Annotated in this window: 27 protein-coding genes; 18 read left to right on the plus strand and 9 right to left on the minus strand. The window is 37.0% G+C overall.

All coding sequences use genetic code 11. The annotated features are described in order from the left end of the window. Positions 1-23 precede the first annotated feature (23 nt). From IGK82_RS12630 to IGK82_RS12645, 4 genes are all read right to left on the minus strand, one after another. Positions 24-842, minus strand: a complete 819-nt coding sequence (locus IGK82_RS12630) for a MetQ/NlpA family ABC transporter substrate-binding protein (RefSeq protein ID WP_002354826.1) — start codon at positions 840-842, stop codon at positions 24-26. 12 nt (positions 843-854) lie between these two features. After that, positions 855-1526, minus strand: a complete 672-nt coding sequence (locus tag IGK82_RS12635; protein ID WP_002354825.1) for a methionine ABC transporter permease — start codon at positions 1524-1526, stop codon at positions 855-857. After that, entirely contained in the window at positions 1523-2245 is a 723-nt protein-coding gene (locus IGK82_RS12640) for a methionine ABC transporter ATP-binding protein (RefSeq protein WP_002354824.1), read from the minus strand. The genes IGK82_RS12635 and IGK82_RS12640 overlap by 4 nt, the downstream gene beginning before the upstream one ends. 361 nt (positions 2246-2606) lie before the next feature. Further along, on the minus strand, positions 2607-3005 hold the full coding sequence (locus IGK82_RS12645; RefSeq protein WP_002385154.1) for an OsmC family protein: 399 nt from the start codon (positions 3003-3005) through the stop codon (positions 2607-2609). Positions 3006-3206: 201 nt separating this feature from the next. Between IGK82_RS12645 and rpsN the strand changes: the two genes are divergently transcribed. The 5 genes from rpsN (at position 3207) to IGK82_RS12670 (ending at position 6438) form a co-directional block, all read left to right on the plus strand. Then, positions 3207-3476 carry a 30S ribosomal protein S14 gene (gene rpsN, locus IGK82_RS12650; protein WP_002354822.1) on the plus strand — a complete coding sequence of 90 codons (270 nt, stop codon included), beginning with the start codon at positions 3207-3209 and terminating at the stop codon, positions 3474-3476. 110 nt (positions 3477-3586) lie between these two features. After that, complete coding sequence (gene rpmG / locus IGK82_RS12655; RefSeq protein ID WP_002354818.1) at positions 3587-3736, plus strand: 50S ribosomal protein L33; 150 nt, start codon at positions 3587-3589, stop codon at positions 3734-3736. Positions 3737-3751: 15 nt separating this feature from the next. After that, positions 3752-4726: a CobW family GTP-binding protein gene (locus IGK82_RS12660; protein ID WP_016622566.1), complete on the plus strand. Its 975-nt coding sequence runs from the start codon at positions 3752-3754 to the stop codon at positions 4724-4726. Between the two features lie 33 nt (positions 4727-4759). After that, positions 4760-4882, plus strand: a complete 123-nt coding sequence (locus IGK82_RS12665) for a putative metal homeostasis protein (RefSeq protein ID WP_002383181.1) — start codon at positions 4760-4762, stop codon at positions 4880-4882. Between the two features lie 20 nt (positions 4883-4902). After that, the gene (locus IGK82_RS12670; protein WP_002398929.1) at positions 4903-6438 is read left to right on the plus strand and encodes a zinc ABC transporter substrate-binding protein AdcA; all 1536 of its coding nucleotides are present in this window, start codon (positions 4903-4905) and stop codon (positions 6436-6438) included. Between the two features lie 199 nt (positions 6439-6637). Here IGK82_RS12670 and IGK82_RS12675 read toward each other — a convergent pair whose 3' ends face one another. The 3 genes from IGK82_RS12675 to IGK82_RS12685 form a co-directional block, all read right to left on the minus strand. Beyond that, positions 6638-7612: a tRNA dihydrouridine synthase gene (locus IGK82_RS12675; protein ID WP_010710860.1), complete on the minus strand. Its 975-nt coding sequence runs from the start codon at positions 7610-7612 to the stop codon at positions 6638-6640. 186 nt (positions 7613-7798) lie between these two features. Continuing rightward, positions 7799-8569 (minus strand): ABC transporter permease, encoded by a 771-nt coding sequence (locus IGK82_RS12680; RefSeq protein WP_002354811.1) that lies wholly within the window; start codon positions 8567-8569, stop codon positions 7799-7801. After that, positions 8562-9497 carry an ABC transporter ATP-binding protein gene (locus tag IGK82_RS12685; RefSeq protein WP_002354809.1) on the minus strand — a complete coding sequence of 312 codons (936 nt, stop codon included), beginning with the start codon at positions 9495-9497 and terminating at the stop codon, positions 8562-8564. The genes IGK82_RS12680 and IGK82_RS12685 overlap by 8 nt, the downstream gene beginning before the upstream one ends. 257 nt (positions 9498-9754) lie before the next feature. Here IGK82_RS12685 and IGK82_RS12690 point away from each other — a divergent pair, with 257 nt between their 5' ends. From IGK82_RS12690 to IGK82_RS12710, 5 genes are all read left to right on the plus strand, one after another. Continuing rightward, complete coding sequence (locus IGK82_RS12690) at positions 9755-10174, plus strand: PTS sugar transporter subunit IIA (RefSeq protein ID WP_002354802.1); 420 nt, start codon at positions 9755-9757, stop codon at positions 10172-10174. Between the two features lie 12 nt (positions 10175-10186). Continuing rightward, complete coding sequence (locus IGK82_RS12695) at positions 10187-10678, plus strand: PTS system mannose/fructose/N-acetylgalactosamine-transporter subunit IIB (RefSeq protein ID WP_002354800.1); 492 nt, start codon at positions 10187-10189, stop codon at positions 10676-10678. Positions 10679-10694: 16 nt separating this feature from the next. After that, a complete protein-coding gene (locus IGK82_RS12700; protein WP_002365419.1) occupies positions 10695-11510 on the plus strand; it encodes a PTS mannose/fructose/sorbose/N-acetylgalactosamine transporter subunit IIC in 816 nt (271 codons plus the stop codon). Further along, positions 11507-12334, plus strand: a complete 828-nt coding sequence (locus IGK82_RS12705; RefSeq protein ID WP_002354796.1) for a PTS system mannose/fructose/sorbose family transporter subunit IID — start codon at positions 11507-11509, stop codon at positions 12332-12334. Before IGK82_RS12700 ends, IGK82_RS12705 begins: the two co-directional genes overlap by 4 nt. Before the next feature lie 147 nt (positions 12335-12481). Continuing rightward, positions 12482-15001, plus strand: coding sequence for a sigma 54-interacting transcriptional regulator (locus IGK82_RS12710; RefSeq protein WP_002381047.1), 2520 nt, complete (start codon positions 12482-12484; stop codon positions 14999-15001). A 42-nt stretch (positions 15002-15043) separates the two neighbouring features. Here IGK82_RS12710 and IGK82_RS12715 read toward each other — a convergent pair whose 3' ends face one another. Both IGK82_RS12715 and IGK82_RS12720 read right to left on the minus strand, forming a co-directional pair. Beyond that, entirely contained in the window at positions 15044-17920 is a 2877-nt protein-coding gene (locus tag IGK82_RS12715) for a DUF3427 domain-containing protein (protein ID WP_016622563.1), read from the minus strand. Then, on the minus strand, positions 17913-18329 hold the full coding sequence (locus IGK82_RS12720; RefSeq protein ID WP_002401151.1) for a (deoxy)nucleoside triphosphate pyrophosphohydrolase: 417 nt from the start codon (positions 18327-18329) through the stop codon (positions 17913-17915). The genes IGK82_RS12715 and IGK82_RS12720 overlap by 8 nt, the downstream gene beginning before the upstream one ends. Positions 18330-18973: 644 nt before the next feature. On the opposite strand from IGK82_RS12720, the gene IGK82_RS12725 reads away from it, so the two are divergent. From IGK82_RS12725 to IGK82_RS12760, 8 genes are all read left to right on the plus strand, one after another. After that, positions 18974-19354, plus strand: a complete 381-nt coding sequence (locus tag IGK82_RS12725) for a hypothetical protein (RefSeq protein ID WP_311956285.1) — start codon at positions 18974-18976, stop codon at positions 19352-19354. Between the two features lie 188 nt (positions 19355-19542). Continuing rightward, positions 19543-19926, plus strand: coding sequence for a hypothetical protein (locus IGK82_RS12730; protein ID WP_430605118.1), 384 nt, complete (start codon positions 19543-19545; stop codon positions 19924-19926). 306 nt (positions 19927-20232) lie between these two features. Further along, positions 20233-20454: a hypothetical protein gene (locus IGK82_RS12735; RefSeq protein ID WP_167839613.1), complete on the plus strand. Its 222-nt coding sequence runs from the start codon at positions 20233-20235 to the stop codon at positions 20452-20454. Between the two features lie 165 nt (positions 20455-20619). Continuing rightward, positions 20620-21837 (plus strand): cell division protein FtsK, encoded by a 1218-nt coding sequence (locus tag IGK82_RS12740; protein ID WP_430605172.1) that lies wholly within the window; start codon positions 20620-20622, stop codon positions 21835-21837. 173 nt (positions 21838-22010) lie between these two features. Continuing rightward, positions 22011-22325, plus strand: coding sequence for a hypothetical protein (locus IGK82_RS12745; protein WP_197908596.1), 315 nt, complete (start codon positions 22011-22013; stop codon positions 22323-22325). Positions 22326-22508: 183 nt separating this feature from the next. After that, on the plus strand, positions 22509-23288 hold the full coding sequence (locus IGK82_RS12750; protein ID WP_197908597.1) for a rolling circle replication-associated protein: 780 nt from the start codon (positions 22509-22511) through the stop codon (positions 23286-23288). Positions 23289-23303: 15 nt separating this feature from the next. After that, a complete protein-coding gene (locus IGK82_RS12755; RefSeq protein ID WP_430605119.1) occupies positions 23304-23498 on the plus strand; it encodes a DNA-binding protein in 195 nt (64 codons plus the stop codon). Between the two features lie 14 nt (positions 23499-23512). Further along, positions 23513-24559: a site-specific integrase gene (locus tag IGK82_RS12760; RefSeq protein WP_197908601.1), complete on the plus strand. Its 1047-nt coding sequence runs from the start codon at positions 23513-23515 to the stop codon at positions 24557-24559. Positions 24560-24561: the final 2 nt, after the last annotated feature.

The raw sequence follows: 24561 nt of genomic DNA on the forward strand, positions 1-24561 counted from the left end.
AGAAGCTTCATTTTTTCTATTCATTAAAACGCAGGAATATTGGCACCTTTAGAATTTTTCTTGATGTATTCAGCAACTTCTTTTGTTGTCATCGCTTCTTTTAAAACCTTGATTTTTTCGCTATCTTTTTCGCCTTTACGTGTCACAACTTGCAATGCGTAATGTTTACTTGCTTCTTCATCTTCTAACAAAATCGCATCTTTCGTTGTTAAACCAGCAGGTTCTAAGTAGGCTGGGTAGCAGAACACCATAGCGATGTCTTTTTCATCATAGGCTTTAGCTAAATTCAGTAAATCAATGCTTTCAAAAGTGATGTTTTTAGGATTTTCCACGACATCTGCCACCGTGCCGTTAAAGCCGACACCTTCTTTTAATTTAATCACGCCGTTTGCATTTAAAATTGCTAAAGCACGACCTTCATTGGTTGGATCGCTAGGAATCCCCACTTTGGCATTTTCAGGTAAATCTTTCGCATCTTGGTATTCTTTTGAATAGAAACCACCAGCAAAATAATAAATCGGTTGCACAGCCACTAAATCAGCTTTTTTCTCTTTGTTAAACATTTCCATGAAGGGTTGATGTTGCGCAAAATTAGCATCCGCTTCGTCATGTTGCACGGCATCGTTGTAGGCAACATTGTCGCTCACTTCCATAATGTTAATTTTGTACCCTTTTTTCTCAGCTTCTTTCTTGGCAATCTCCAAGATATCTTTTGAAGATTCCAATTGCACGGCCACGGTAATCTCCTTGTCTTCTTTCTGATCTGCTTGTTTATTTCCCCCACAGGCAGCTAAAATGACTGTTGCAATAACAGCGAATGTTGCTAAATAAAACTTCTTCATTCTTTTGTCCTCCTACTTTCTTTTGTCTAGTTTTTGGGCAATGAAGTTCCCAAGCATTTGTAAAATGAAGACCAGTGCAATCATAATCACAATGGCAACATACATAATACCGTATTCATACCGTTGATACCCGACACGAACTGCAAAATCGCCAATCCCGCCGCCACCAACAACACCCATCACCGTGGAATATGAAACCATACTCACTGTCGTGGTTGTGTAAGCAAGGACTAATCCGCTACGTGCTTCCACCAATAAAAAGTGCCAAATGTATTGGACTTTCGAGGTACCTAACGAATTAGCTAAAAAATAAATTTCTTCTGGAACATCCAACAGCACTTGTTCAACCAAGCGAGCAAAAATCGCGATCGCAACAATACTCAATGGCACAGATGAAGGAATTGGGCCAAACGCCTTTCCTAAAACAGAACGAGTGACTGGAATCAACGCAATCACAAATAATAAATAAGGAAACGAGCGAATAACAGTTACAATGAAATTTAAAACCCAGTACAGCCAAGGTTGATGCCCTTTGACTTTCGGATTAGCCAAAAATAGTCCTAATCCTAAAGGCAAGCCGACAAGCAAACAGATAGCCATCGAAATCGACATCATAATCCCTGTTTCTTTTAAACCAATCAGCATAGATGGCCAATATTCGGCAAAGGTTTCTGAAAAAGTCATGGACGCAAACTCCTTTCCACTTTTTCTAAATAGGAAAGCGGTTCTTCCTCATATTGCTGAGGATTATTCAGAAATTCGCCAATTAACTGACCTTTTTCCATCACTAAGATACGATTACATAAGCGCTTCACGGTTTCTAATTCGTGACTAACAAAGAAAATAGTCGGTCGGAATTCCTGATGCGTCTTATGTAATAGTCGAACGACACTTTCTGTATTTTCTTCATCTAATGAACTCGTTGCCTCGTCACATAATAACCATTTTGGATTACGGCTCAACGCTCGAGCAATAGAGACACGCTGTTTTTCCCCACCAGAAAGCTGAGCAGGATACGCTTCTGCCTTATGGGCCATATCAACAAACGTTAATAAACGCTCAATTTTTTCAGGCTGTTTCTCTTTTAAAAGTTTCAAAGGCAACGCAACATTATCATAAATTTTCAAATTTTCTAACAAATTGTAATGCTGAAACACCATCCCCATTTGTTGTTGCTGCTGGCGAACTTCTTTTTTAGAAAAGGTTTGAACATTTCTGCCATCAATACGAATCTCCCCTTCACTCGGTTGTTCCATTAAATTCAACAAACGTAACAACGTGGACTTGCCAGAGCCACTTTTCCCAACAATCCCAACGATTTCTCCTGGTTGGACAGAAAAGTGAATATTTTTTAACGCGTGTGTCTCTTGATAGACTTTCGACACATTCACTAACTCAATCATGATTACCTCCTAAAGGCCGACAAACAAACTATAACAACTAAAAAAACTGTATAACAATTAAAGTAATTCTGTGAAACGATTTAAAAAAACTATTACGAATTAAAAAATAACATACGTTTCGAAAAACAGCGTTATATCAGAGATGTAACTACTTACATCATCTACTAAAACAGAAAAAAAAGCAACCTTTTTATTTGTGAAAAAAACACTATCTGTTTTTTGCCTGTATTATTTTGTACAAATGAATTAAAAATTTCCTGTTTCTACAGCTATTTCCCCACGCTCCTCTAAAAAAAGACATTCTCAGAAACGAGGCATCCAAAAAAGGAAAAGCGCTCGTAACGATAATGTCTCTAATAGTTTACTTTTTAAATACAACTGTTTCTTCGACAGTAATTCTTTCAGCCAATGATTGAATCACTGGACAGTTTGGGGAGACAAGCTTCAAACACCGTGTCGCCCGTGCTTGAAAGTCTTCTGGAACAGACACATAAAAGAGAATCGTCACCTGTTTTAATGGTTGTGCGCGTCTCTCTACTTCTCTTGAATACGTGACTTCTATTTTTTCAAACTCAAAGGGAATGTGCGAATTTTCCAAAACGGATTGATACACGTATCCCCCACAAGCGCCAATTGCCGAAACGAGCATTTGAACTGGCGAATATCCCTCTTCTTTTGCTAACACCCAGCGCGCTGTTTTCGTTTGTAATTCAAATTTTTCCACACCACGAATAATCGTCAAACGTTCTACCATTGCCATCTTCACTCCTTTTTACTCTTTCTTAAAAGATACTACAAAACAGCGCTAAAACAAACATTTCTAACTTCTCAACTTAGCAAGTCCTAAAAAAAAACAAAATTCTCACTTGACAAACAACGCAACACCTGATAATATACTTCCGTTCAAATCGTAACCATTACGATTTAGATTTTATAAATCCAAAAAGAAAGGAAGTGCCTTATGGCTAAAAAATCAAAAATTGCTAAAGCAAAAAAACAACAAGCAATGATTGCAAAATATGCGCCTATTCGCCAAGCCTTAAAAGAAGCTGGCGATTATGAAGGTCTTAGCAAATTGCCAAAAGATGCTCATCCAAGTCGCTTAAAACTCCGCGATCAAACAGATGGGCGCCCACGTGGCTACATGCGTAAATTTGGCATGTCTCGGATTCGTTTCCGTGAATTGGCTCACCAAGGCTTGATTCCTGGCGTCAAAAAAGCAAGCTGGTAACTCATTATTTCGATAAAGACAACTAGCGAGGACAGTCGCATTTGGGCTGACCTCGCAGCCCCCTTTATCTTTTATACGCAATTAAAAAAATCAAATTGGAGGACGGTACTATGCGCCAAACCATTACGTTAGCTTGCGCTGAAACTGGCGAGCGCCTTTACTTAACAAGTAAAAACAAACGAAATACACCAGAAAAATTACAGCTGAAAAAATATTCACCAAAATTACGGCGCCGCGCACTTTTCACTGAAGTCAAATAACAGGAGGAAAACTTGATGGGCATTCCAATCACCATTGTTTCTGGCTTTTTAGGCGCAGGAAAAACAACCTTAATTAACCATGCGCTTGCGCAATCACCGTTTCCTAAAGAAGAAATTATTATTATTGAAAATGAATTTGGTCAAACAGGCGTTGACCACGCATTACTTTTACAAACCACGGAACGAATTATTCAATTAAATAACGGTTGCATGTGCTGCAGCTTACGAGGAGATCTTCTTGCCTCTTTATCAGCAATCTTAGAAGTGTATCAAGAAGAACAACAACCCATTGCCCAAGTCATTTTAGAAACAACGGGCATTGCTGATCCGCAACCAATCATTCAAACAATTTTAACGACCCCGCACATCAAAAATCATTTCTATATAGACAGTCTCTTAACGGTCGTTGATGGGCATCATTGGCAACAACAGCTTCAAGAATCCGAAGCCATCAAACAACTGGCCTTAGCAGATCGCCTCTTTTTTTCTGTCAAGGAACCAGCAGACAGCACTCAGCTACCAACGTTCCAAGAAACCCTTCGTACCATTAATCCTTTTGCTGATATTTTATCCTTTCAAGCCAACGAGCCTCTTTTGGCTAGTGACTTTTTTCAATTAAATAAGTTTACGGCAACACTTACAGAACACGAAATGACTCATTCCCCGCATGAGCACGCCCACGAGCATCATCACCATACCTTTCACTCCCTCACGCTAACGGCGTCCTCAGCCATCAACGAACCTCTTTTCACTCGTTGGCTTGATTGGTTAATGTATACGCATCAGGAAAAGTTATACCGTTTCAAAGGGATTCTCGCCTTACAGGAGCATGACTTGGCCATTGCCATGCAAGGCGTCAACCAGCAAGTGGCCTTTCAAATGACGAATCAACCCCCTCAAGAAACGACAATTGTTCTGATTGGCAAAGAATTAGAGACAAAAAAAATTCAAGAAACCTTTCAAACCCTCAACAAAATAGCTACTCCGTAAATTATTTTTTACGAAATGGAGGTCCTATATATAATGGAAAAAACTGACTTATCTAGCGCTTATCGTCGACTGAAAAGTCCCAACATCAAAACACGAAAACGCGCACTTAAAATCATTAAAGAACATAAGCGCAATAAACAAAAGAAAATTGCGTAATTCACTAAAGGAGCACACCTATGAAAAAATTTACTCTTCCCCTGTTAGCCGCCTTATCGCTAATCCTTTTCGGCGCTTGCGGCAAAACAAACACCTCTGATAAAACCGCTGACGGTAAAGAAAAACTATCCATTGTCACGACTTTTTATCCTATGTACGATTTCACTAAAAATATTGTAGGCGATGAAGGAGACGTCAAATTGTTAATCCCTGCTGGTTCTGAACCACACGATTATGAACCATCCGCCAAAGATATGGCTACCATCCATGATGCGGATGTTTTCGTTTACCACAATGAAAATATGGAATCTTGGGTACCAAAAGCTGCTAAAGGCTGGAAAAAAGGAGCCCCGAACGTCATTAAAGGTACCGAAAACATGGTCTTACTTCCTGGCAGTGACGAAGACGGACACGACCATGACCACGAACATGGCGAAGAAGGCCACCACCATGAATTAGACCCGCATACTTGGGTTTCACCCCATCGTGCCATCCAAGAAGTTACAAACATCAAAGAACAATTAGTCAAACTTTACCCTAAAAAAGCCAAAACATTTGAAACAAACGCAGAAAAATACTTAACAAAATTAACAGCCTTAGACAAAGAGTTCCAAACAGCTTTGAAAGACGCTAAGCAAAAAAGTTTTGTTACCCAACATGCTGCATTTGGTTATCTTGCCTTAGATTACGGCTTAAAACAAGTGCCAATAGCTGGTTTAACACCTGAACAAGAGCCAACAGCAGGGCGCTTGGCAGAGTTGAAAAAATATGTCACAGACAATCAAATTCGCTATATTTATTTTGAAAAAAATGCCAACGATAAAATTGCTAAAACGTTAGCTGACGAAGCAAATGTTCAATTGGAAGTCCTAAACCCGCTAGAAAGTTTGACACAAAAACAAATGGACAATGGCGAAGATTATCTTTCTGTAATGAAAGAAAACTTAACCGCTTTGAAAAAAACAACAGATACAGCTGGGAAAGAGGTTCAGCCAGAAACCTCTGAAAAAACAGAAAAAACCGTGGCTAACGGCTATTTCAAAGACAGTGAGGTGGCTGAGAGAACACTGACAGATTACGCTGGAAATTGGCAATCCGTCTATCCTTTATTAAAAGATGGCACATTAGACCAAGTCTTCGATTACAAAGCGAAACTGAAAAAAGATAAAACACCAGCCGAATACAAAACCTACTATGATGCCGGCTATCAAACCGATGTCGACCACATCAACATCACTGATTCCACCATTGAATTTCTGGTCAATGGCAAACCACAAAAATTCACCTATAAAGCAGCCGGTTATAAAATTTTAAACTATGCAAAAGGCAACCGTGGCGTCCGTTTCCTTTTTGAAACAGACGATGCCAATGCTGGGCGGTTTAAATACGTCCAATTTAGCGACCACAACATCGCACCAACGAAAGCCGCTCATTTCCACATCTTCTTCGGCGGCGATAGCCAAGAAAGTCTGTTCAATGAAATGGACAACTGGCCAACGTATTATCCAAACGACTTAAGCAAACAAGAAATTGCCCAAGAAATGATTGCGCATTAAGCATTCAAAAGAGAGGAGGTCGGGACAGAAGTGTTTAACTCCGAGAAATAAGAAGAAATTTCCGAAAATTGTTCTTTAATTTTTGGAGAATTTCGGCTTATTTCCGAAGGAGTTGCTTCTGTTCCCGCCGTTTATCAGTTTTTGAGCGTGGAGCAAAAATCCAAAGTGATTTTTGTCCCACGCTCCTCTCTTTTTTTATTTAGTCAAGCACACCATGTTCTGCTTCAAACGTCGCTAACAACTGGCGCACTTCATCCGTTGATTTTGTATTCATTAATTGTGCTCTTAAATCACTGGCACCTGGAAAGCCTTTGACATAAATTTTGAAGAAGCGGTGCAACCCAACAATGGAGCGGGGCACCAATTCTGCATATTTGTCTTGCAAATCCAATTGTAAACGTAGCAAGCCCAGTAATTCTTGTGGCGTATGTGTTTTGGGTTCTTTTTCAAAGGCATAAGGATTTTTAAAAATCCCCCGACCAATCATGATGCCATCTACACCATATTGTTCTGCTAATTCTAGGCCCTTTTGACGATCGGGAATATCCCCATTAATCGTAATTGTCGTTTGCGGTGCGACACGGTCCCGAATAGCCATAATTTGCGGAATGACCTCCCAATGGGCATCCACTTTACTCATCTCTTTTCGTGTTCGCAAATGAATGGATAGATTCGCAATGTCTTGCTCTAATAAATGCGTGATCCACGCATCCATTTCCGCCATTTCAGTAAACCCAATGCGTGTTTTGACACTAACAGGTAAGCCACCTGCTTTGGCGGCGTCAATCAATTCAGCCGCGACTTCTGGGCGCAAAATCAGCCCGCTGCCTTTTCCACGCTCAGCCACGTTGGGCACAGGACAGCCCATATTTATATCTAATCCTTGAAAGCCCATCTCCGCTACGCCGATACTCATTTCACGGAAAAATTCCGGTTTATCCCCCCAAATATGTGCCACCATCGGCTGTTCATCTTCTGTAAAAACGAGGCGCCCGCGCACACTGTCTTTTCCTTCAGGATGACAATAACTATCTGAATTAGTAAACTCTGTAAAAAACACATCTGGTGCTCCAGCTTCTTTCACGACATGACGAAAGACCACATCAGTGACATCTTCCATTGGTGCTAAAACAAAAAAGGGCTTTGGCAATGTTGCCCAAAAATTCTTGCTCATCTTCATATACTCCGTTTCTGATTTTTTCTTTATTTTCAACGACAATTGTCGACATATTCTGGTGCGAAACATTGCTATTATACAGGGAAATGCACGAAGAATCAAAAAAGCATACTTAGAAACAAGAAAACTGTCTGAATCTGCTCGCTAGAATGAGTGATTCAGACAGTTTAATCTTTTTACGGCTTAACTACGTAAACCACGCCCTGTTTCTACAAGGTACCAACAAATGCCATATAAAACGACAATAAATAAGATTAAAATGGTCATAGAAATACCAATTGGCACATCTTGAACCCCTAGGAAACCGTAGCGGAACCCAGAAATCATGTAAACAATCGGATTAACTTTTGAGACAGCTTGCCAAAATGGCGGCAACATGGAAATGGCATAGAAAACCCCACCCAAATAGGTTAAAGGCTGTAACACAAAGGTCGGCACAATCGATACATCATCATAGGATTGCGCAAAAATACCATTTAACAAACCAGCTAAAGAAAAGAGAATCGCTGTCATCAATAAAGTCATGATGACCATCAGCCAAGAAACAACGTGCAATGGCACAAAAAATAGAGAAATGATGGTGACTAACGCACCGACCAAAATACTACGACCAACGCCACCAATCACAAATCCCCAAATAATCACATGAGTTGGAACTGGCGCCACGAGAATTTCTTCGATATTTTTCTGGAATTTTTGTGAGAAAAAGGAAGATGAAACATTGGCGTACGAGCTTGTAATGGCTGACATCATAATTAAACCTGGCACGATAAATTCCATATAAGAAAAACCGCCCATATCGCCAATTCGCCCGCCAATCATTTTCCCAAAAATCACAAAATATAAGGACGTCGTAATCACTGGCGGTACCAGTGTTTGGACCCAAATTCGTAAATAACGGTTGGTTTCCTTCACAGCTAAACTTTTTAAAGCAGTAAAATACAGACTAAACATGTTGATCCTCCCTTTGGTACGTATCCTCGGTAATCTTCAAGAAGAGCTCTTCCAAACGGTTGGACTTATTCCGCATTGACAATACTTTGATTCCTTGTTGACTTAGCTGTTCAAACAAGTGATTGACTCCTTGGTTTCGTTCCACTTCCACCGCTAACGTTAACTCGTCCTCAAATACGCTTTGATAGCCTTCAATAACTGGCGCCTGCGTATAAGGTGCTAAATCAAAAATAAACGTTTCAAATTGTAATTTTGCTAACAAGTGCTTCATGCTGGTGTTTTCAATCAATTCACCAGACTGAATAATCCCAATGTTGCGACACAACATCTCAGCTTCTTCTAAGTAATGGGTCGTCAAAATAATCGTGGTTCCCTGCGCATTTAACTCTTGTAAAAAGGCCCACATTTCACGGCGCAATTCAATATCGACACCTGCAGTTGGTTCATCTAAAATCAATAACTTCGGCTCATGCATCAGCGCGCGAGCAATCATCAAGCGACGTTTCATTCCGCCAGAAAGCATCCGAGCCCGCTCGTTCCGTTTTTCCCATAAATTGGATTGTTTTAAATACTTTTCACTCCGTTTCATGGCTTCTTTACGAGACACCCCATAATAGCCCGCTTGATTGACCACAATCTGCTGGACCGTTTCAAACGGATTGAAGTTAAACTCCTGCGGCACTAACCCAATCTGTTGCTTCGCCCGCACCATCTCCGTATCTAAATCATACCCAAAAATTTTGACTTTCCCCGAAGTCTTATTAACTAACGAGGTCACAATCCCAATCGTCGTTGATTTTCCTGCGCCATTCGGTCCCAAAAGAGCATAAAAATCGCCTTCTTCGACTGTTAAATCAATCCCCCGCAACGCTTCAACACCTGAAGCGTACACTTTGCGTAAATCTTGTATCACAAGAGCATCAGTCATTCGTAACTCTCCTTAATGTATAAATATTCATGAATATTATTGTAACACTTCTCGATAAAAACGGGGGTTATTTTGATTAAATTTCACAGTTTTGCTTAGCTATTTTTCGACAACAAACTAGCCAACGATTAACGTGTTTATTTTGATTCAAAACTGTTTAAACAGTTTCAAGAGCGTTAAAACCCTTTCAAATCAAGGATTTAGAGTTCTCTTTTTTTGGCACAGAACTTGCTTTATATAAAAGTGAGGTGAAAAGAATGAAAAGAAAATTTTTAATTGCTAGTCACGGAAACTTAGCGAAAGGCTTCCAAAGTTCCTTGGATATTCTCGCAGACAAAGGAAAAGAGCTGGCGGTCATCAATGCCTATGTGACTCCTGAGGACTACACGCCAATTATTCAAACGTTTCTTCAGTCCCTTGGCGCAGAAGAACAAGCTATTATTTTAACAGATTTATATGGTGGTAGTGTCAATCAAAAAATTGTTCAAGAAGTCATGACGACAAAACCAGACAATGTTTTTATCATTTCCAATGCCAACTTAGCCATTGCCTTGTCGCTGATTTTCTTAAAAGAAGGCGAAAAGCTAACCAAAGAAGATATTCAAGCAGCAATTGCTGAAGCACAAATTCAATTCGTTGAATTAAACCCATCAAATGAAGAAGAAAACTTTTTTTAGGAGGAAATTAAAATGATTACACAAGTACGAGTAGACGACAGATTAATTCACGGCCAAGTAGCCGTAGTTTGGACCAAAGAATTGAATGCCCCCTTATTAGTTGTAGCGAATGATGAAGCAGCCAAAAACGAAGTAATGCAAATGACGTTAAAAATGGCTGTCCCTAATGGCATGAAACTATTAATTCGCTCAGTCGATGATGCGATTGATGTCTTTAATGATCCTCGTGGCAAAGACAAACGAATTTTTGTAATTGTGAACAGTGTAGCGGATGCTACTAAAATTGCGAAAAACGTGACAGATATTGAAAGTGTGAATGTTGCCAACGCTGGCCGCTTTGATAAATCAGATCCAGCCACCAAAACAATGGTTTTCCCAAGTGTCCAATTAAACCCTGAAGAGTTAGAAGCTGCCAAAGAATTAGCCAGTTTGACTCACGTGGAAAGCTATAACCAAGTCCTGCCAACCAACTCAAAATTAAGTCTAAAACAAGCCGTCAATTAAAAGGAGGAAATGAACAATGCTTATGCACGCAACAATGGCAGCCTTAGCTGTATTTATCTGTTTTGCTGGGAATTATTTAACTGGTCAAAGTATGATGGAACGTCCCTTAGTCGTTGGATTAGTCACAGGAATTTTAATGGGCGACATGAAAACAGGGGTCTTAATGGGGGCCTCTTTAGAAGCAATTTTCTTAGGAAATGTTAATATCGGTGGTGTTATCGCAGCGGAACCTGTAACTGCGACTACTTTAGCCACAACGTTTGCAATTATTTCAAATGTCGAACAAAAAGCCGCCATGACGTTAGCCGTACCAATTGGGATGTTAGCCGCTTTCGTGGTGATGTTTTTAAAAAATGTCTTTATGAATATCTTTGCTCCTTCTCTTGACAAAGCAGCACGTGAAGGCAACCAAAAAATGGTTGTGACACTGCATTACGGAACGTGGATTATTTATTATTTAATCATCGCTTCGATTTCATTTATCGGAATTTTAGCAGGAAGCGGGCCAGTAAATCTGTTTGTTGAAAGCATTCCACAAAATTTGATGAACGGCTTAAGCGCAGCTGGCGGACTTTTACCTGCCGTTGGGTTTGCTATGTTAATGAAACTGTTATGGGATAATAAATTAGCCGTCTTTTACATTTTAGGCTTTGTTTTAACCGCGTACCTACAATTACCAGCCGTTGCGGTAGCGGTCATCGGGACAGTAATTTGTGTCGTGAGTGCCCAACGGGATGTAGAATTTCGCGACATTCTAAAAAGAAAACCTGCGGCGTCTTCTGCGGTTGAAGGCAGCGCGAAAGAAATCGAAGAGGAGGACTTTTTCGCATGAAGTTAAAAGAGAATTTATCTAAAGAAGAGAAAAAAATGATGCGCTCTGTTTTCTGGCGTTCTTGGACGATGAACGCTAGCCGGACAGGAGCTACACAATACCACGCAGTGGGTGTCATGTACACTTTACTCCCAGTTATCAATCGTTTTTATAAAACCAAGGAAGAACGGGCCGAGGCATTGGTGCGTCACACCACTTGGTTCAATGCAACCATGCATATCAATAACTTCATTATGGGGCTCGTTGCTTCGATGGAAAAACAAAACAGTGAAGACGAAAATTTTGATGCTAGCTCTATTACAGCAGTTAAAGCCTCACTAATGGGGCCACTTTCAGGCATCGGTGATTCCTTCTTCTGGGGCATCTTACGTGTTATTGCTGCCGGTATTGGGATTTCATTAGCCAGCACTGGTTCGCCATTAGGGGCGATTGTCTTCTTACTTTTATACAACGTTCCTGCGTTCTTAATTCACTATTATGCGTTGTATAGCGGCTATTCAATCGGTGAAAGTTTTATCCAAAAAATGTACGAATCAGGCGGAATGAAGATACTCACAAAAGTATCAAGTATGCTAGGCTTAATGATGATGGGCAGTATGACTGCTTCAAATGTAAAATTCAAAACGATTCTTGAAGTTTCCGTTAAAGGAAGCAAAGACGTAGTTAAAATCCAAGACTATTTGGATCAACTATTCGTCGGTATCGTACCATTAGCCGTGACATTACTTGCTTTCTGGCTATTACGCAAAAAAGTCAATGTTAACGTAGTGATGTTTGGCATCATGTTCTTAGGCATCTTGCTAGGATTACTAGGCATCTGTTAAAATTGAAACAATAAACATTTAATTATTAAACACTTAGAGCCTGAGACAAAAATCCAAAGTGATTTTTATCTCAGGCTTAAAAGCTGATAAACGGCGGGAACAGAAGCAACCCCTGTCCCGACCTCTCTTTTGGAAGGACGATGAATCATGCGCTTGGAGACCTACCAACACTTAGTTGATATTTTAGAAACCAGCAACACCCCGATGAGCACACAAGAAATTGCCACAAAAATTCAATTAAGCCGCTCGGTAACCAGCTTATACTTAAATAAATTATTGGAAAAAGGTGAAGTCCAACAAACGGGAAAAAAACCCGTTTATTGGCAATTAACCCGTGCAACAACCCCCACGACCGATGTGTTTCGACAATACATCGGTAGCCAAGGTAGCGCCAAAAAAGCCATCGAACAATGCAAAGCCGCTATGTTGTATCCCCCATTGGGTATGCCTTTATTAATCCATGGAGCCAGTGGCGTCGGCAAAAGCTTTTTGGCAAAGCTGATTTATGAGTATCTGAAAAATGAACAAATCATTGGCCTGGAAAAATTCTACACCTTTAACTGTGCCGATTATGCCAACAATCCCGAATTACTGTCATCCATTCTCTTCGGCCATACCAAAGGCGCATTTACTGGAGCTGAATCAGAAAAGCAAGGACTCTTGGCCCAAGCCAATAATTCCGTACTCTTTTTAGATGAAGTACATCGATTATCCAACGAAAACCAAGAAAAACTCTTTCAGTTTATGGATACAGGAACCTTCCGCCCTATTGGTGAAGAAGGAAAAATGGTGCATTCCAAGGTCCGGCTACTATTTGCGACCACCGAAAACCCGAAAAAAGTCTTATTACCAACCTTTTATCGCCGAATTTCCGTAATCGTCTCACTTCCGAACTTCAAAGAGCGCCCCATTCGAGAACGGATTGCGATTTTAAAAAACTTATTCCACCGAGAAGCGAAACGAATGACCAAAGACATCAACGTGGACGAAGAAATCTTTACGGCATTATTAGAAAATGACGAACCTGGCAACGTGGGAAGTTTATCCAACAAAGTGCAGCTCCTTTGCGCGTCGCAATTACGAAAAACTTTGCCCAATCAACCCGTCGTCATTGGCGATGCGACTCAACCAATGATTGCGATTCCTTTAGACAAAGAAGTGTTAGAAGAAGACACACTTTCTTCCGATATTTTCGCAACATTTGAAGCCTTATTTACAAAAGAAAAAACACTGGCCCACTTAAAAACTGAACTGACACAATTCATTAAATATTGTTTAGACGATGAAATAACCTTAGAAAATGATTATTTTTTACAAAACCTAGTCACGGAAGTCCAAACCAAAAACAAACTAATTATTAACCAACCTGAACAAACTGAAAAACCGATGAAAGATGTTGCCAAATTGCTGAAAATTTTACCGCCAACTTTTAACGAAACAGTGCTCCTTCCAGTCCAAACACAGTTAAAAGAACACTATCCGCGAACGGTTTCCCTCGTGAAAAACTTAGTCAGTCCGCTACCAGAAGAATACCGTTTCTTGACAGAGGTACTCTTATCTGTATTACTTAGCGGAGAAATTTCTGAAACGATTCCTTACCAAGCGCTCCTCGTGGCGCATGGTGAATCGACTGCCACAAGTATTCAAGCCGTTGCCAACAAATTATGTGGTACCTATATTTTTGATGCGATTAACATGCCCTTAACCTCTTCGGTCAGAGATATCGTCGCCGAAGTTAAAGAGTGGCTTTCTCAGCGGGACACATCACAAGGCGTCATTATGCTCGTCGATATGGGTTCCCTGACACAACTTTATAAAAGTTTGAAACCGCAAATTCTTGGAGAACTTTTGGTGATCAACAACCTGACCACTGCCTATGCGTTGGAAATTGGTCATCAATTAATGAACGAACAACTTTTCTATGGTATTGCTAAAACCGCTGAAAAAAAATTTAAAACCGATGTACAGTACTTTGAAGGCTTTTCAGTAGAAAAAAATATCATTGTCTCTAGTATTTCAGGTCTGGATATTGCCAAGCAAATCAAACAAATCTGTCAAAAATACCTGTATACTGACATTAAAGTCATTACCCTAAAATACAAAGATTTGGTGAACACGTTAGACATTGCCAACGCCGAAGAAAATTATTTAAAAGAAACCTCGCTCATTTTGACGACGTCCTACTTAGACAATCATACGAATGTTGCTAGCGTGAACCTCTTAGACATGTTAGACGAAGATGCAGGAACCCAGTTGATGGAACCTTTCCAAAACTTGATGCATCCCAATAACATCGATAGCATGATTAACGAATTTGTTCACTTCTTCTCGAAAGAAGGCTTGTCAGAAAAACTAGAATTTCTAAATCCTGACGTCATTATTAAACAAGTCGAAAACGTTACAAAAAACATTGAAAAACGCTTCGACCTCACACTCAGCGGCAAAATGAAATTTAACTTAATGATGCACAACGCGCTCATGGTAGAGCGGACAATGCTCGGCGTTGAAGACTATGAAATCCCTGCTAACCTAGAGGAACTAACCATTAACCAAAAACCATTTTTCCAAAATGCTAAAAACATTTTCTATACCCTAGAACAGTTTTATCGAATAGAAATTTCCAACTGGGAACTCTATGTGATTTATGAAATTTTGTCTTCTCGGTGAGGGGGGATGGGAAAAGCCACTTTCCAGGGGAAAGTGGCTTTTTTAGTTTGTGTTCTGCGTTAAAAATTCATACATATTAGGTTCTACAGGTGTTTCTAAGGTAAAGTCTAGTTTAACGACGCTTTTTTTCTTACCCTCTTTGTCTTGTTTTTCGACTTGTTGGATAGTTTCTTGAAGAGGGACTACTTCGCCTAGATAATAGAAATCTGTTTCGTTCTCTTTTTGATTATATTTCCGTTTCACAAATAAATGAAATTTATATTCCCCAGGATTCCGCAAAAGTTGAACTTCTGGCGAGCGTAGATTTCTAGGCGCTTTTGTATACCAATGGAATGTTCGTTCATCAATAAATTCATCCTCATAAGCAATACGTGCAGCTTTAAAATCTTTGCCTTTATCCAAAGTTACAAAAATAGCAAAATGATTATTACTGTTTGTATATCCACCAATACTTTGTTCATTTTGATTAAAGTTCATATTTAATAATCGTAAAACATCTTTACGACGATATTTTTTGTATAAATTTAACGGTTGGGATAAATCATACTCCATAGATTTGTTAATCCCTGTATGGATTACATCTAACATCAAATTGATGAAATAAGAATTCTTTTTAAACTCTCTGAATTTTTCTGTTATTTGTAAACAATTTTCTTTCATCTTAAACATTTGTGATAACAAATAACGTTTTCTAATTGTTGATTCGTAAAAAGATAAATCTAAGACTTTAACAACAGATGCTAGAGTATCTGTCGTATACGTCAGGTTAAACGTATCAAACAGCGCTGTGATTTCCTCTAAAGATAACTGTTCTTTATCTGTCATTAAAAATTCTTCAATAACATAAAGTTCATGCGGGCGAATTCCTGATAGCAATTCTACAGAAACAAATTTTAGTGCACTGTTTTCTTCTTCACTTAATTTAGCTTCTGCTTCCCCAATCCTCTCCAAGAAATTATAGTATGTTTTTTCTTTACCTATAATCAACAATGGATCCACGCCATCTAACACTTGAAAATCATTCAGGTAAGGAACCCTATTCAACCGATTTTTCAACTTAAAATAACTAGCTTTTAGTTCTGACATCGCATCTAATTTAGCTTGATCAATTGATTTAAAGATACGTTCACGAGCAACTTTTTCAAAATTAATTGAAGATAAACCACTGATATACGTCACATCAATTGTATCGCGACGTAAACTATTCTTAGTTTGAGAACTATCTCCAGATAAAGCCATAGGAATCATATAGTTATTTTTATAATTACCAATAAAATCAATTACCGTAACAAATTCTTTTGATGGGTCTTTTCTTAGCCCCCGACCTAATTGCTGAATAAAAATAATACTAGATTGCGTATTTCGCAGCATAATTACTTGATTTACTTTAGGGATATCAATACCTTCATTAAAAATATCAACCGTGAAGATATAATGAATCTCTCCAGTATCTAAACGCTTAATTTCCTTTTCTCTTTTATCAAAATTATGGTCACCTGATAAATAAGCACTCGGAATTCCACGATCGTTAAACATCTCTGCTAACTGCCTTGCTTCGTCTTTACGACTACAAAACACCAAGCCTCGAGGACTATCTCCCGAATAACCATAATAGTTAATTTTTTTTATTAAAAAATCAACTCGTTCTTCCTGTAGCAAACGTTTTAAATCGGTTGTTTCATCAATGATTTCACCATCTTTTTCATAATCAGTTACGCCAAAATAATAAAATGGACAAAGCAGTTCTAATTCTAAAGCGGCTTGCAAACGTATTTCATACGCTACATTATAATCAAATAGCTCAAAGATATTAAAATTATCTGTTCTTTCAGGTGTAGCCGTCATTCCCAATAAAAACTTGGGATTGAAAAATTCAATGGCTTTAATATAAGATTTCGCTCCAGCTTTATGGACTTCATCAATCAAAATATAGTCAAACGCTTCTTTTCCTAAACGCTCTTGATATTCACTTTTAGATACTGTTTGAATTGTTCCAAATAGATATTTTGCATCAAAATTCTTAGAATTCCCTGATAAAACACCATAATCATCATCTTTTCCACCTAAAATCAATTTGAATGATTCTAATGCTTTCATTAAAATTAGCTCACTATGAACAATAAATAATACACGTTTAGGATGGAATTGCTGCACATCAAATGCTGCTAGATACGTTTTCCCTGTACCAGTCGCCGAAACAATCATTCCCTTAGTTGCGCCCGTTTCTCTAAGCGCTTTTAAACTTCTAAGCGCTTCTTTCTGCATAGAGTTCGGCAAAATATATTGCGTATCTAAACACTCGTTTTCAGAAACATCTTGTACTAACATCTTTCTATTAACAATAGGATGATAATTTTTTTCAAATGCTTCGAACCATTCTAGGGTTAACGACTGTGCCTCATGCCATTCTTGAATGAGATGCTTTTGAATAGAAGAAACCATCTCGCCATTCTCTCTTGAAGTTAATCTAACATTCCACTCATAGTTAAGTTTCAAAGCAGACATTGTTAGGTTTGAACTACCAATAACGAAGCTTTGATAATCCTCCATCTCAAATAAATATCCTTTTGAATGAAAACCTTCTTTTTTAGAAACTCGTACTTCTACATTTGGAATATTCAACAATGTTCGAAATACGTGTGGATCATTAAAATTTAAGTATGTTGATGTTAAAATTTTTCCAGAGATTCCACGCAAAGCCAGATCAGCCAGTTGTGTTTTTATTGCATTTAAACCACTAGGTGTTATAAATGCGACGGCTATAAAAAAAGTCTTACAGCTTTTCAAATCTTTACTCAATGTATTCAATAAATAATCATGTTTTTTGGGATTGTTCACAATAAATTTAGGTGTAAGTTCGTCACCTAGAGCTTCCTTATTAATAAATGCCTTTTGTAACGCCAATTCTAAATTATCCATTTTGTTCAGTTCCCACACCTTTTTCTACTAATTTTTCCACAGTAGGAATATCAGCAGGCGCCCACTCAAGTTGGTTTAATTCATTTGGCGTTAGCCATTTAATTTGTAGATGTTCTGTCAACTGAGGTTCACCTGATTCTAAATAACAGATAAATGTAGTTAGATTAACGAAACCAAAATCATACTCATATCGACAAAAAGCATACTCTTCCTTGACGATCGTTACTTCTATTTTTAATTCTTCTTGCAATTCACGTTCAAGCGCTTGAACTTTCGTCTCACCATTCTCGATTTTTCCACCAGGAAATTCCCAAAGATTTGCTAATGCACGTTCAGGTCCTCTTTGACAACACAAAACTTTCCCCTTCTCCACTATGATTGCTCCTACTACGTGAATTTCTTTTTTCATATATTTTAACCCTCTAATCTAATTGATTTTGTTAGTTTTATTATATTTAGGATCGCATAAATAAGCTAGGGTTGCAATATTAGTGGCGTAAATTTCATTTATTATATTTGTTTTTTGATTTACTATACTTTAATTATTTAATAACTCTTCAGTTTAAACATACTAATCTCTCAAAAAACCGCTACTTACTCCCTCCAAAACGCAAGAGAGAAAAAGTTAATAAAGAAATATCTCCCAAAAACGTATGATGAATTCAAAGAAAAAAGAAATAGCGGCGATCAAAATGAGGAAATCAACTAAAAAGAAATGTATCATTTGCGTAAGTGCGTTATTCGGAATGAGGATACTTGCTGAAATCGGAATCAATTATTCTATTGGTAAGCGAACATGTTCGCAACGACTCCAAATAATTAACGTTTTGAGCAATAACATGACTTAATTTAAGGAAATTATATAACTTAATATCCTTTAATATCAAGATTTCACAACTCTAAAATTGGATATCAATAGTTAGAAAAACATAAAAAGTGATGTTATTTACACTTATTTCCACCAAGTTTACATTCTTTCTTGCAATTATCAAAATATAATGCTATTATATTTTTACGGGATAACTTTCAAACGTTACGAAGGGGGCTGTTTTTATGCCAGATAAAACAAATGTAAGAATGCGGTTAGCTTCAGAATCTAAATTACTTTTAGAAAAATTGAAGAACGATTTTAAAGAAAAGTTTGGACTTGATGTTTCATACTCTAGTTTAGTAAATCAAATAGTGCGAACTCAATATAAAAAAATGCATGATATTGATTGGCAGAATATAAAACTAAAGAAGCTAGATTTCAGCAATTTATCTATGAGTAATGATTGGGGATACCAAACATCATTCATGCTTGAAAAGGATGTATTATCTAATCTTTTAGATATGCAAGGTCATTTCATGGGAGTATTTGGAGCAAAGAGAATTCATAAGGCTTTCTGTGTTCGTTTATGTATAAAATCATATTATTTAGATAATTTTAATTAGCAAGATTAGTTTCTTGTTAATTTTTCAAACTTTACGGGATAAAAAAATCCCATTTTAAAAAAGCATTTACGGGATAAACTTAACCCGTAATAGATATAAGGAGGATTTGATATGTGTATTAGAGCATCACCATTAACCAAAATATTCCTACTGTCACAAACTAATCTTTTAATATGGAGGTCAATAAAATGACATTTGAAATCGGAACAACTATCAACATCGAAAAGCTTATCAGAAATACTTCAATTACTCAACGTAGAAAACTGATACGTATAGGGAAAGCTTACAATTTGCTCCTGCCACCTATCACGAACCATGTCGTACATGTTGCAAAAATTATTAGAGATGAGAATGATTTAAAGCGTTTACCTATTGAGTATGCTAGAAAACTAATAGCAATCTTTAATATTATTATTCACGTAAGACACTATAAGAACAATCATTTTTTAATTGATGACTTTTTGGAAAATAAAAGAATTTATCCCAAGTCTTTCATAACTAACCTTTATGAAAGTTATCCTCATATTTCTGGAAATGAAGAATGGAGACAAAAAAATGACAAAATTGTATAAAAAGAGCATTTTAAACTTGGTTTATCTGTTACCCATGGTAGCAGTTTTCATAATTTTCGGATTAATCCTAAGTTTCATCTCGAACGTTGGTCTTAGTCCCGTGGGATCAGACTTTGTTGTGGGTGGCTTTTACCTTTCTTATTATAATTCAGTTATTCACAAAGCAACGAGTTCTATAGTCCAATTCTCTCTCTTTTCTTCATTTTTTATTTTTTCGTTCTTAGCCATACTTCTAGCTGTTCTAGGTCGCCTTCTTGAAGAATACGTCAAAAATAAAGCAAGAAAAAATTAGGAGAAGCAAATAAAATGAAAAAATCAAAATTTTTTGGGGGAGCCTTTCTTATTCTTGGAATGCTGTTTGGAATTACCAATCAAATAGTGATTGATAACGACTTTCTGAATTTTTTAACCTTATCTTTGGGAGCAATATCCTTCTTTATAAGTTTTTTCTTTTTGGTAAAATATGCGACTGAATCTATATTAGCTCGAATTAGGTATTGGATAGGTAAGATTAAAGGAGAGATTTAGATGATTATTTCCTTATACAAGAAGCCATTTGATTGGTTAAAAATCGTCACTGTAGCAACAGTTATTTCCTACATCTTTTTATTTTTGCTACTGTCCTTCTTAATTTCAACTATTAAAAACCTCCTTCTTCTGTTGGTTGTCATAGGATTGGGAGTAGTCTGTGTTATGAAAATCAGGCAATTTTCAAAGCAAATAAAAAAAGCAGTTGAGAAAAAACACTATCTAGAGTGGCTTTTATATGATTTTATCTTGAATAATAATCTTTACAAAAAAAGCCAAGAAAAATTTGAAATCTATGAAAATGGGCGGTTTAAAGAAAAAAGCAGAACCATTATAGAAAGTTCAGCAGAATTATCTTATTTAGAAAGCTCTGGCAAAATTATCATTTTTTGTTATAAAACAGGAGATATTTACTCTAAACGCATGGAAGCATTAGATGTTGAATTACAAGGTTTACTAGCTCTCCCAATTGAAGAAAAGCACATCCTCCCTGATGTAGTTAAATATACCTTTTTGAAAAACAAACAAGAAATTGAGCAATACGTATTTTCCAATACATTGACTAGAGATTTTTTTGAAAATACTCCAATAGATATTATCCGACTATCGAATACTCAACAGTTCTCTCTGAGGAGTAATACGAATTTGGGACTATATGGTCGAACTGGGTCAGGCAAAACTATCAGTTTACAATGGATTTTATATAATGCAATTTCAAAGGGGTGTGGTCTATATCCAAATACCTATTTAAGCATAGTCGATGGGAAGGGAGCTGATCTATATAGTTTGGGGGAGATCTTGAAAGAAACTTTGGGGGAACAGATTAACATTGGTCAAACTCCACATTCTCTTGCCAAGCTCTCTAGGGAGTTTTGTGAAGTCATGAATGAACGCTTTGAGCTAATAAAAAATAGCGATGAACTAAATGCTGATGCTTATGACTTAGACATGACCCCTAATTTCTTGTTTATTGATGAGTTAGCCAGTATCAGAGATTCTTGTGGCTCGTCTAAAGACGGTAAGGCTTTGTGGAATGAGATACTTCAAAACCTAGGACTAATCGCTAGAAAAGGACGTCAGGCGGGTTGTCATTTATGCATTAGCACACAAGACCCAAATGCTGAAAATATACCTGTGGAATTAAGAAACCAGATTTCTGCGGTTTTATATATGGGCTCTCCATCAGCAGATAGAATACGTATGGCTTTCGCTATGTGTGAACTTGAAAATATACCTACAGTAACAGGCAGAAAGGGCGAGGCCCTCTTCTATGCTGACGGACAAAATATGATAGATCCTGAAATCACAGTTGCCCCTTTTGTTGATTTAAAGACTAAACAAGAATTTAAACAAGTGATATTAAATATCATGCCAAATCCCTAATTACAACTACTTTTTTAGTTTATTCAGCGGTTTTCTGAATGAACTGGAAAAGTGGTTCTTCACGATTCCGCCGAGTGATAAGGGCGGTCAGGCTTTGCCTGAAAATTAACACAAAAATTTATGTATGTCCAAACCTGAACGACTCTAAAAGCTGGAATGAAAGGAATTTCGATATGAAATTAAATGATTTTTTGAAGCCTGAATTACTTGGAAATAAATTCTTAGCCGTAAAAGGATATTCTGAAGTATTAGACCGTGAAACACAAAAGTTATCTGCATATCGCTTAAACGTTTCTATTCAAGATGAGAATTCAGACTTCTTCATGGAAATGATTCAAGTAAAAGTTAATAATGTGTCTCCTAGCTTGAGTGTTCAAGATTTGAAAAATAATAAAACTACTCCCGTTTTACTTCAAGATTTAAATGTTGGTCAATTTAATGGAAATTTATGGTTCTCTTGTGCTGATGTCCTACCAACTAATAAATAATTTCTAGTTTTTGTAGCTCTTATTTTGGTTCAAGAACAGACTGCCCCCGTCAGGGGCAAAGCGGAGCGATAATGTTCTTGATCCAAAATTTAGAGATACGGAAGAGTTTGGAGAACTCTTCCTAGTTTATTTATTGTATAAGCAAACACTACGAGAAAAATATTGAAAATATGGTGATTTTTTGTGAGTTATAACCGAAAAATTATCCGCACTGCTTCATATATCGAAGTATATGAATATGAAAAAGTTATCTTTACTCAAGATGAAAATATTGAAAATACTGAACCGAAAAAAGAACGAAAAAAGAAACGAAATTTTGATGAATTATCTACTGAAGAACAAAATGAACGACTAGAAAGAATTTCAAAAACAAGAAAAAATTCACGTTGGGAAGTTATGAGATTAGTTGATACTAATTTCGACAAAAGAACTTCATTCCTCACACTTACAACAAAAGAAAATATCCAAGATAGAAATCAATTTAATTTACTTTTCGACAAATTCATCAAACGTTTAAACTATAAAATTTTTAATTCAAAAAAACGACTACTTAAATATCTTGCTGTATTAGAAAAGCAAAAAAGAGGTGCTTGGCACGTTCATATTATGCTTTTTGATTTTCCATTTATTCCCCAACATGATTTAGTAAAAGTTTGGGGTCTTGGAGGAGTATGGATTAATAAAATTGATGTTGATTCAAAATCAAGTCGCGGGAGGTACGTTTCGAAGTACTTTGAAAAGGGAATCGGACAGGAACTTCTTGAAAGTTATGGAAAGAAATCTTTTTATTCTTCAAGAAATCTGAAAAAACCTGAAGTACTTAAATTCGTTACATTTGAAGATACCGAAAATATCATCAAACATAATGAAGTTTTATATGAAACAGAGTATTCAGGTAAGATTTTCAAAAATGGAGAACTCTTAGAGAACCGTATCAAATATAAAAAAATAAAAATTGATTGAATGTGAGGAAATAAAATGAATCGTGAAGTAAAAAACTTTCCTTTATTGTTGACAAGGGAAATGGCAGCTAATTTCTTAGGGATTGACCCAAAATCTTTTGACAAGTATGTTAGGAGTTCAGGTGAGCTAAAAAGGTTCATGGTTGGAAAACAGGAGCGTTATACAATCACTGAACTTGAAAAATTTATTGTTAATCATTCAATCCATTAAGCGAGGTTAGGTAAATGGCAACAATAATTAAAAGAGGCAATTCATATCGTGCAGAAATTTCTAACTATAAACATGGCGTAAATAATCGGATTACAAAAACATTCAAAACTAAAGCTGAGGCGAAACGTTGGGCTATGCAACACGAAATAGCAAAAGGTGACGGTATAGACCTCGCACAAAGGCAAGATAGTTTTTCAAGCTTTTATGAAAATTGGGTTTATATTGTAAAAAAGAATGATGTAAGACCCGCTACCTTTGTAAATTATACCAGGACTATTCCTGTAGTAAAACAACTATTCAAAGATATAAAATTAAATGAATTAAATGACCTAGTAGTACAAATGAAGATAGATGAGTATGGAAAAACTCATTCTCGTAAAACAACAACCGAATTATTATTAAAATTAAGAACTTCGCTTCGTTACGCTTACGGAAGAAATCTTCTTGTTTCAGATTTTGCTGGTCTTGTAAAAACCCGTGGTAAAGAACTTGAAAAAAGAAATAAAGCACTATCTATTTCTGACTTTAAGAAATTACGCTCTTATCTCCTTCAAAATCATAATAAGGAGTTTTATGTTATGGTACTCTTAGCGCTTGAAACTGGTGCTAGACGTGGCGAACTGCTCGCCTTGACTAAGAATGATATAATTAAGTATGGCATTAAAATAGAGCGCTCAATCAGCCCCACAAGCCCCGATACTCGTCTTAAAACAAAGAAATCTAAACGGACTGTGTCTATTAATAAAGATGTTTATGAGATTGTTAACACTCTAAAACCAAAAGAGAATGGTTATTTATTTGATCCAGACGGATTTCAACAATCAGCGAAATTAGCAAGACTACTGAAGAAATTAGAAATCCCTAGAACAACTTTTCATGGGCTTCGAGATACTCACGCTTCATTTCTATTTTCAAATGACAACATTAGATTGGACTATATTTCACAACGATTAGGGCATTCAAATTTACAAACCACAATGAATTACTATCTTGAATTAATGCCAGAAAAAAAGCACCTGCAAGATACAGACGCTTTAAATCTATTAAATTCATTAAAATAACA

It is taken from the genome of Enterococcus sp. AZ197, assembly GCF_050556405.1.
In the GTDB taxonomy this organism is placed as follows: Bacteria; Bacillota; Bacilli; order Lactobacillales; family Enterococcaceae; genus Enterococcus; species Enterococcus faecalis.

Excerpts from the sequence above, each read along its gene's own strand:
- IGK82_RS12630 (WP_002354826.1), bottom strand. The coding sequence starts at position 842 with ATGAAGAAGTTTTATTTAGCAACATTCGCTGTTATTGCAACAGTCATT.
- IGK82_RS12635 (WP_002354825.1), bottom strand. The coding sequence starts at position 1,526 with ATGACTTTTTCAGAAACCTTTGCCGAATATTGGCCATCTATGCTGATT.
- IGK82_RS12640 (WP_002354824.1), bottom strand. The coding sequence starts at position 2,245 with ATGATTGAGTTAGTGAATGTGTCGAAAGTCTATCAAGAGACACACGCG.
- IGK82_RS12645 (WP_002385154.1), bottom strand. The coding sequence starts at position 3,005 with ATGGCAATGGTAGAACGTTTGACGATTATTCGTGGTGTGGAAAAATTT.
- rpsN (WP_002354822.1), top strand. The coding sequence starts at position 3,207 with ATGGCTAAAAAATCAAAAATTGCTAAAGCAAAAAAACAACAAGCAATG.
- rpmG (WP_002354818.1), top strand. The coding sequence starts at position 3,587 with ATGCGCCAAACCATTACGTTAGCTTGCGCTGAAACTGGCGAGCGCCTT.
- IGK82_RS12660 (WP_016622566.1), top strand. The coding sequence starts at position 3,752 with ATGGGCATTCCAATCACCATTGTTTCTGGCTTTTTAGGCGCAGGAAAA.
- IGK82_RS12665 (WP_002383181.1), top strand. The coding sequence starts at position 4,760 with ATGGAAAAAACTGACTTATCTAGCGCTTATCGTCGACTGAAAAGTCCC.
- IGK82_RS12670 (WP_002398929.1), top strand. The coding sequence starts at position 4,903 with ATGAAAAAATTTACTCTTCCCCTGTTAGCCGCCTTATCGCTAATCCTT.
- IGK82_RS12675 (WP_010710860.1), bottom strand. The coding sequence starts at position 7,612 with ATGAGCAAGAATTTTTGGGCAACATTGCCAAAGCCCTTTTTTGTTTTA.
- IGK82_RS12680 (WP_002354811.1), bottom strand. The coding sequence starts at position 8,569 with ATGTTTAGTCTGTATTTTACTGCTTTAAAAAGTTTAGCTGTGAAGGAA.
- IGK82_RS12685 (WP_002354809.1), bottom strand. The coding sequence starts at position 9,497 with ATGACTGATGCTCTTGTGATACAAGATTTACGCAAAGTGTACGCTTCA.
- IGK82_RS12690 (WP_002354802.1), top strand. The coding sequence starts at position 9,755 with ATGAAAAGAAAATTTTTAATTGCTAGTCACGGAAACTTAGCGAAAGGC.
- IGK82_RS12695 (WP_002354800.1), top strand. The coding sequence starts at position 10,187 with ATGATTACACAAGTACGAGTAGACGACAGATTAATTCACGGCCAAGTA.
- IGK82_RS12700 (WP_002365419.1), top strand. The coding sequence starts at position 10,695 with ATGCTTATGCACGCAACAATGGCAGCCTTAGCTGTATTTATCTGTTTT.
- IGK82_RS12705 (WP_002354796.1), top strand. The coding sequence starts at position 11,507 with ATGAAGTTAAAAGAGAATTTATCTAAAGAAGAGAAAAAAATGATGCGC.
- IGK82_RS12710 (WP_002381047.1), top strand. The coding sequence starts at position 12,482 with ATGCGCTTGGAGACCTACCAACACTTAGTTGATATTTTAGAAACCAGC.
- IGK82_RS12715 (WP_016622563.1), bottom strand. The coding sequence starts at position 17,920 with ATGGATAATTTAGAATTGGCGTTACAAAAGGCATTTATTAATAAGGAA.
- IGK82_RS12720 (WP_002401151.1), bottom strand. The coding sequence starts at position 18,329 with ATGAAAAAAGAAATTCACGTAGTAGGAGCAATCATAGTGGAGAAGGGG.
- IGK82_RS12725 (WP_311956285.1), top strand. The coding sequence starts at position 18,974 with ATGCCAGATAAAACAAATGTAAGAATGCGGTTAGCTTCAGAATCTAAA.
- IGK82_RS12730 (WP_430605118.1), top strand. The coding sequence starts at position 19,543 with ATGACATTTGAAATCGGAACAACTATCAACATCGAAAAGCTTATCAGA.
- IGK82_RS12735 (WP_167839613.1), top strand. The coding sequence starts at position 20,233 with ATGAAAAAATCAAAATTTTTTGGGGGAGCCTTTCTTATTCTTGGAATG.
- IGK82_RS12740 (WP_430605172.1), top strand. The coding sequence starts at position 20,620 with ATGAAAATCAGGCAATTTTCAAAGCAAATAAAAAAAGCAGTTGAGAAA.
- IGK82_RS12745 (WP_197908596.1), top strand. The coding sequence starts at position 22,011 with ATGAAATTAAATGATTTTTTGAAGCCTGAATTACTTGGAAATAAATTC.
- IGK82_RS12755 (WP_430605119.1), top strand. The coding sequence starts at position 23,304 with ATGAATCGTGAAGTAAAAAACTTTCCTTTATTGTTGACAAGGGAAATG.
- IGK82_RS12760 (WP_197908601.1), top strand. The coding sequence starts at position 23,513 with ATGGCAACAATAATTAAAAGAGGCAATTCATATCGTGCAGAAATTTCT.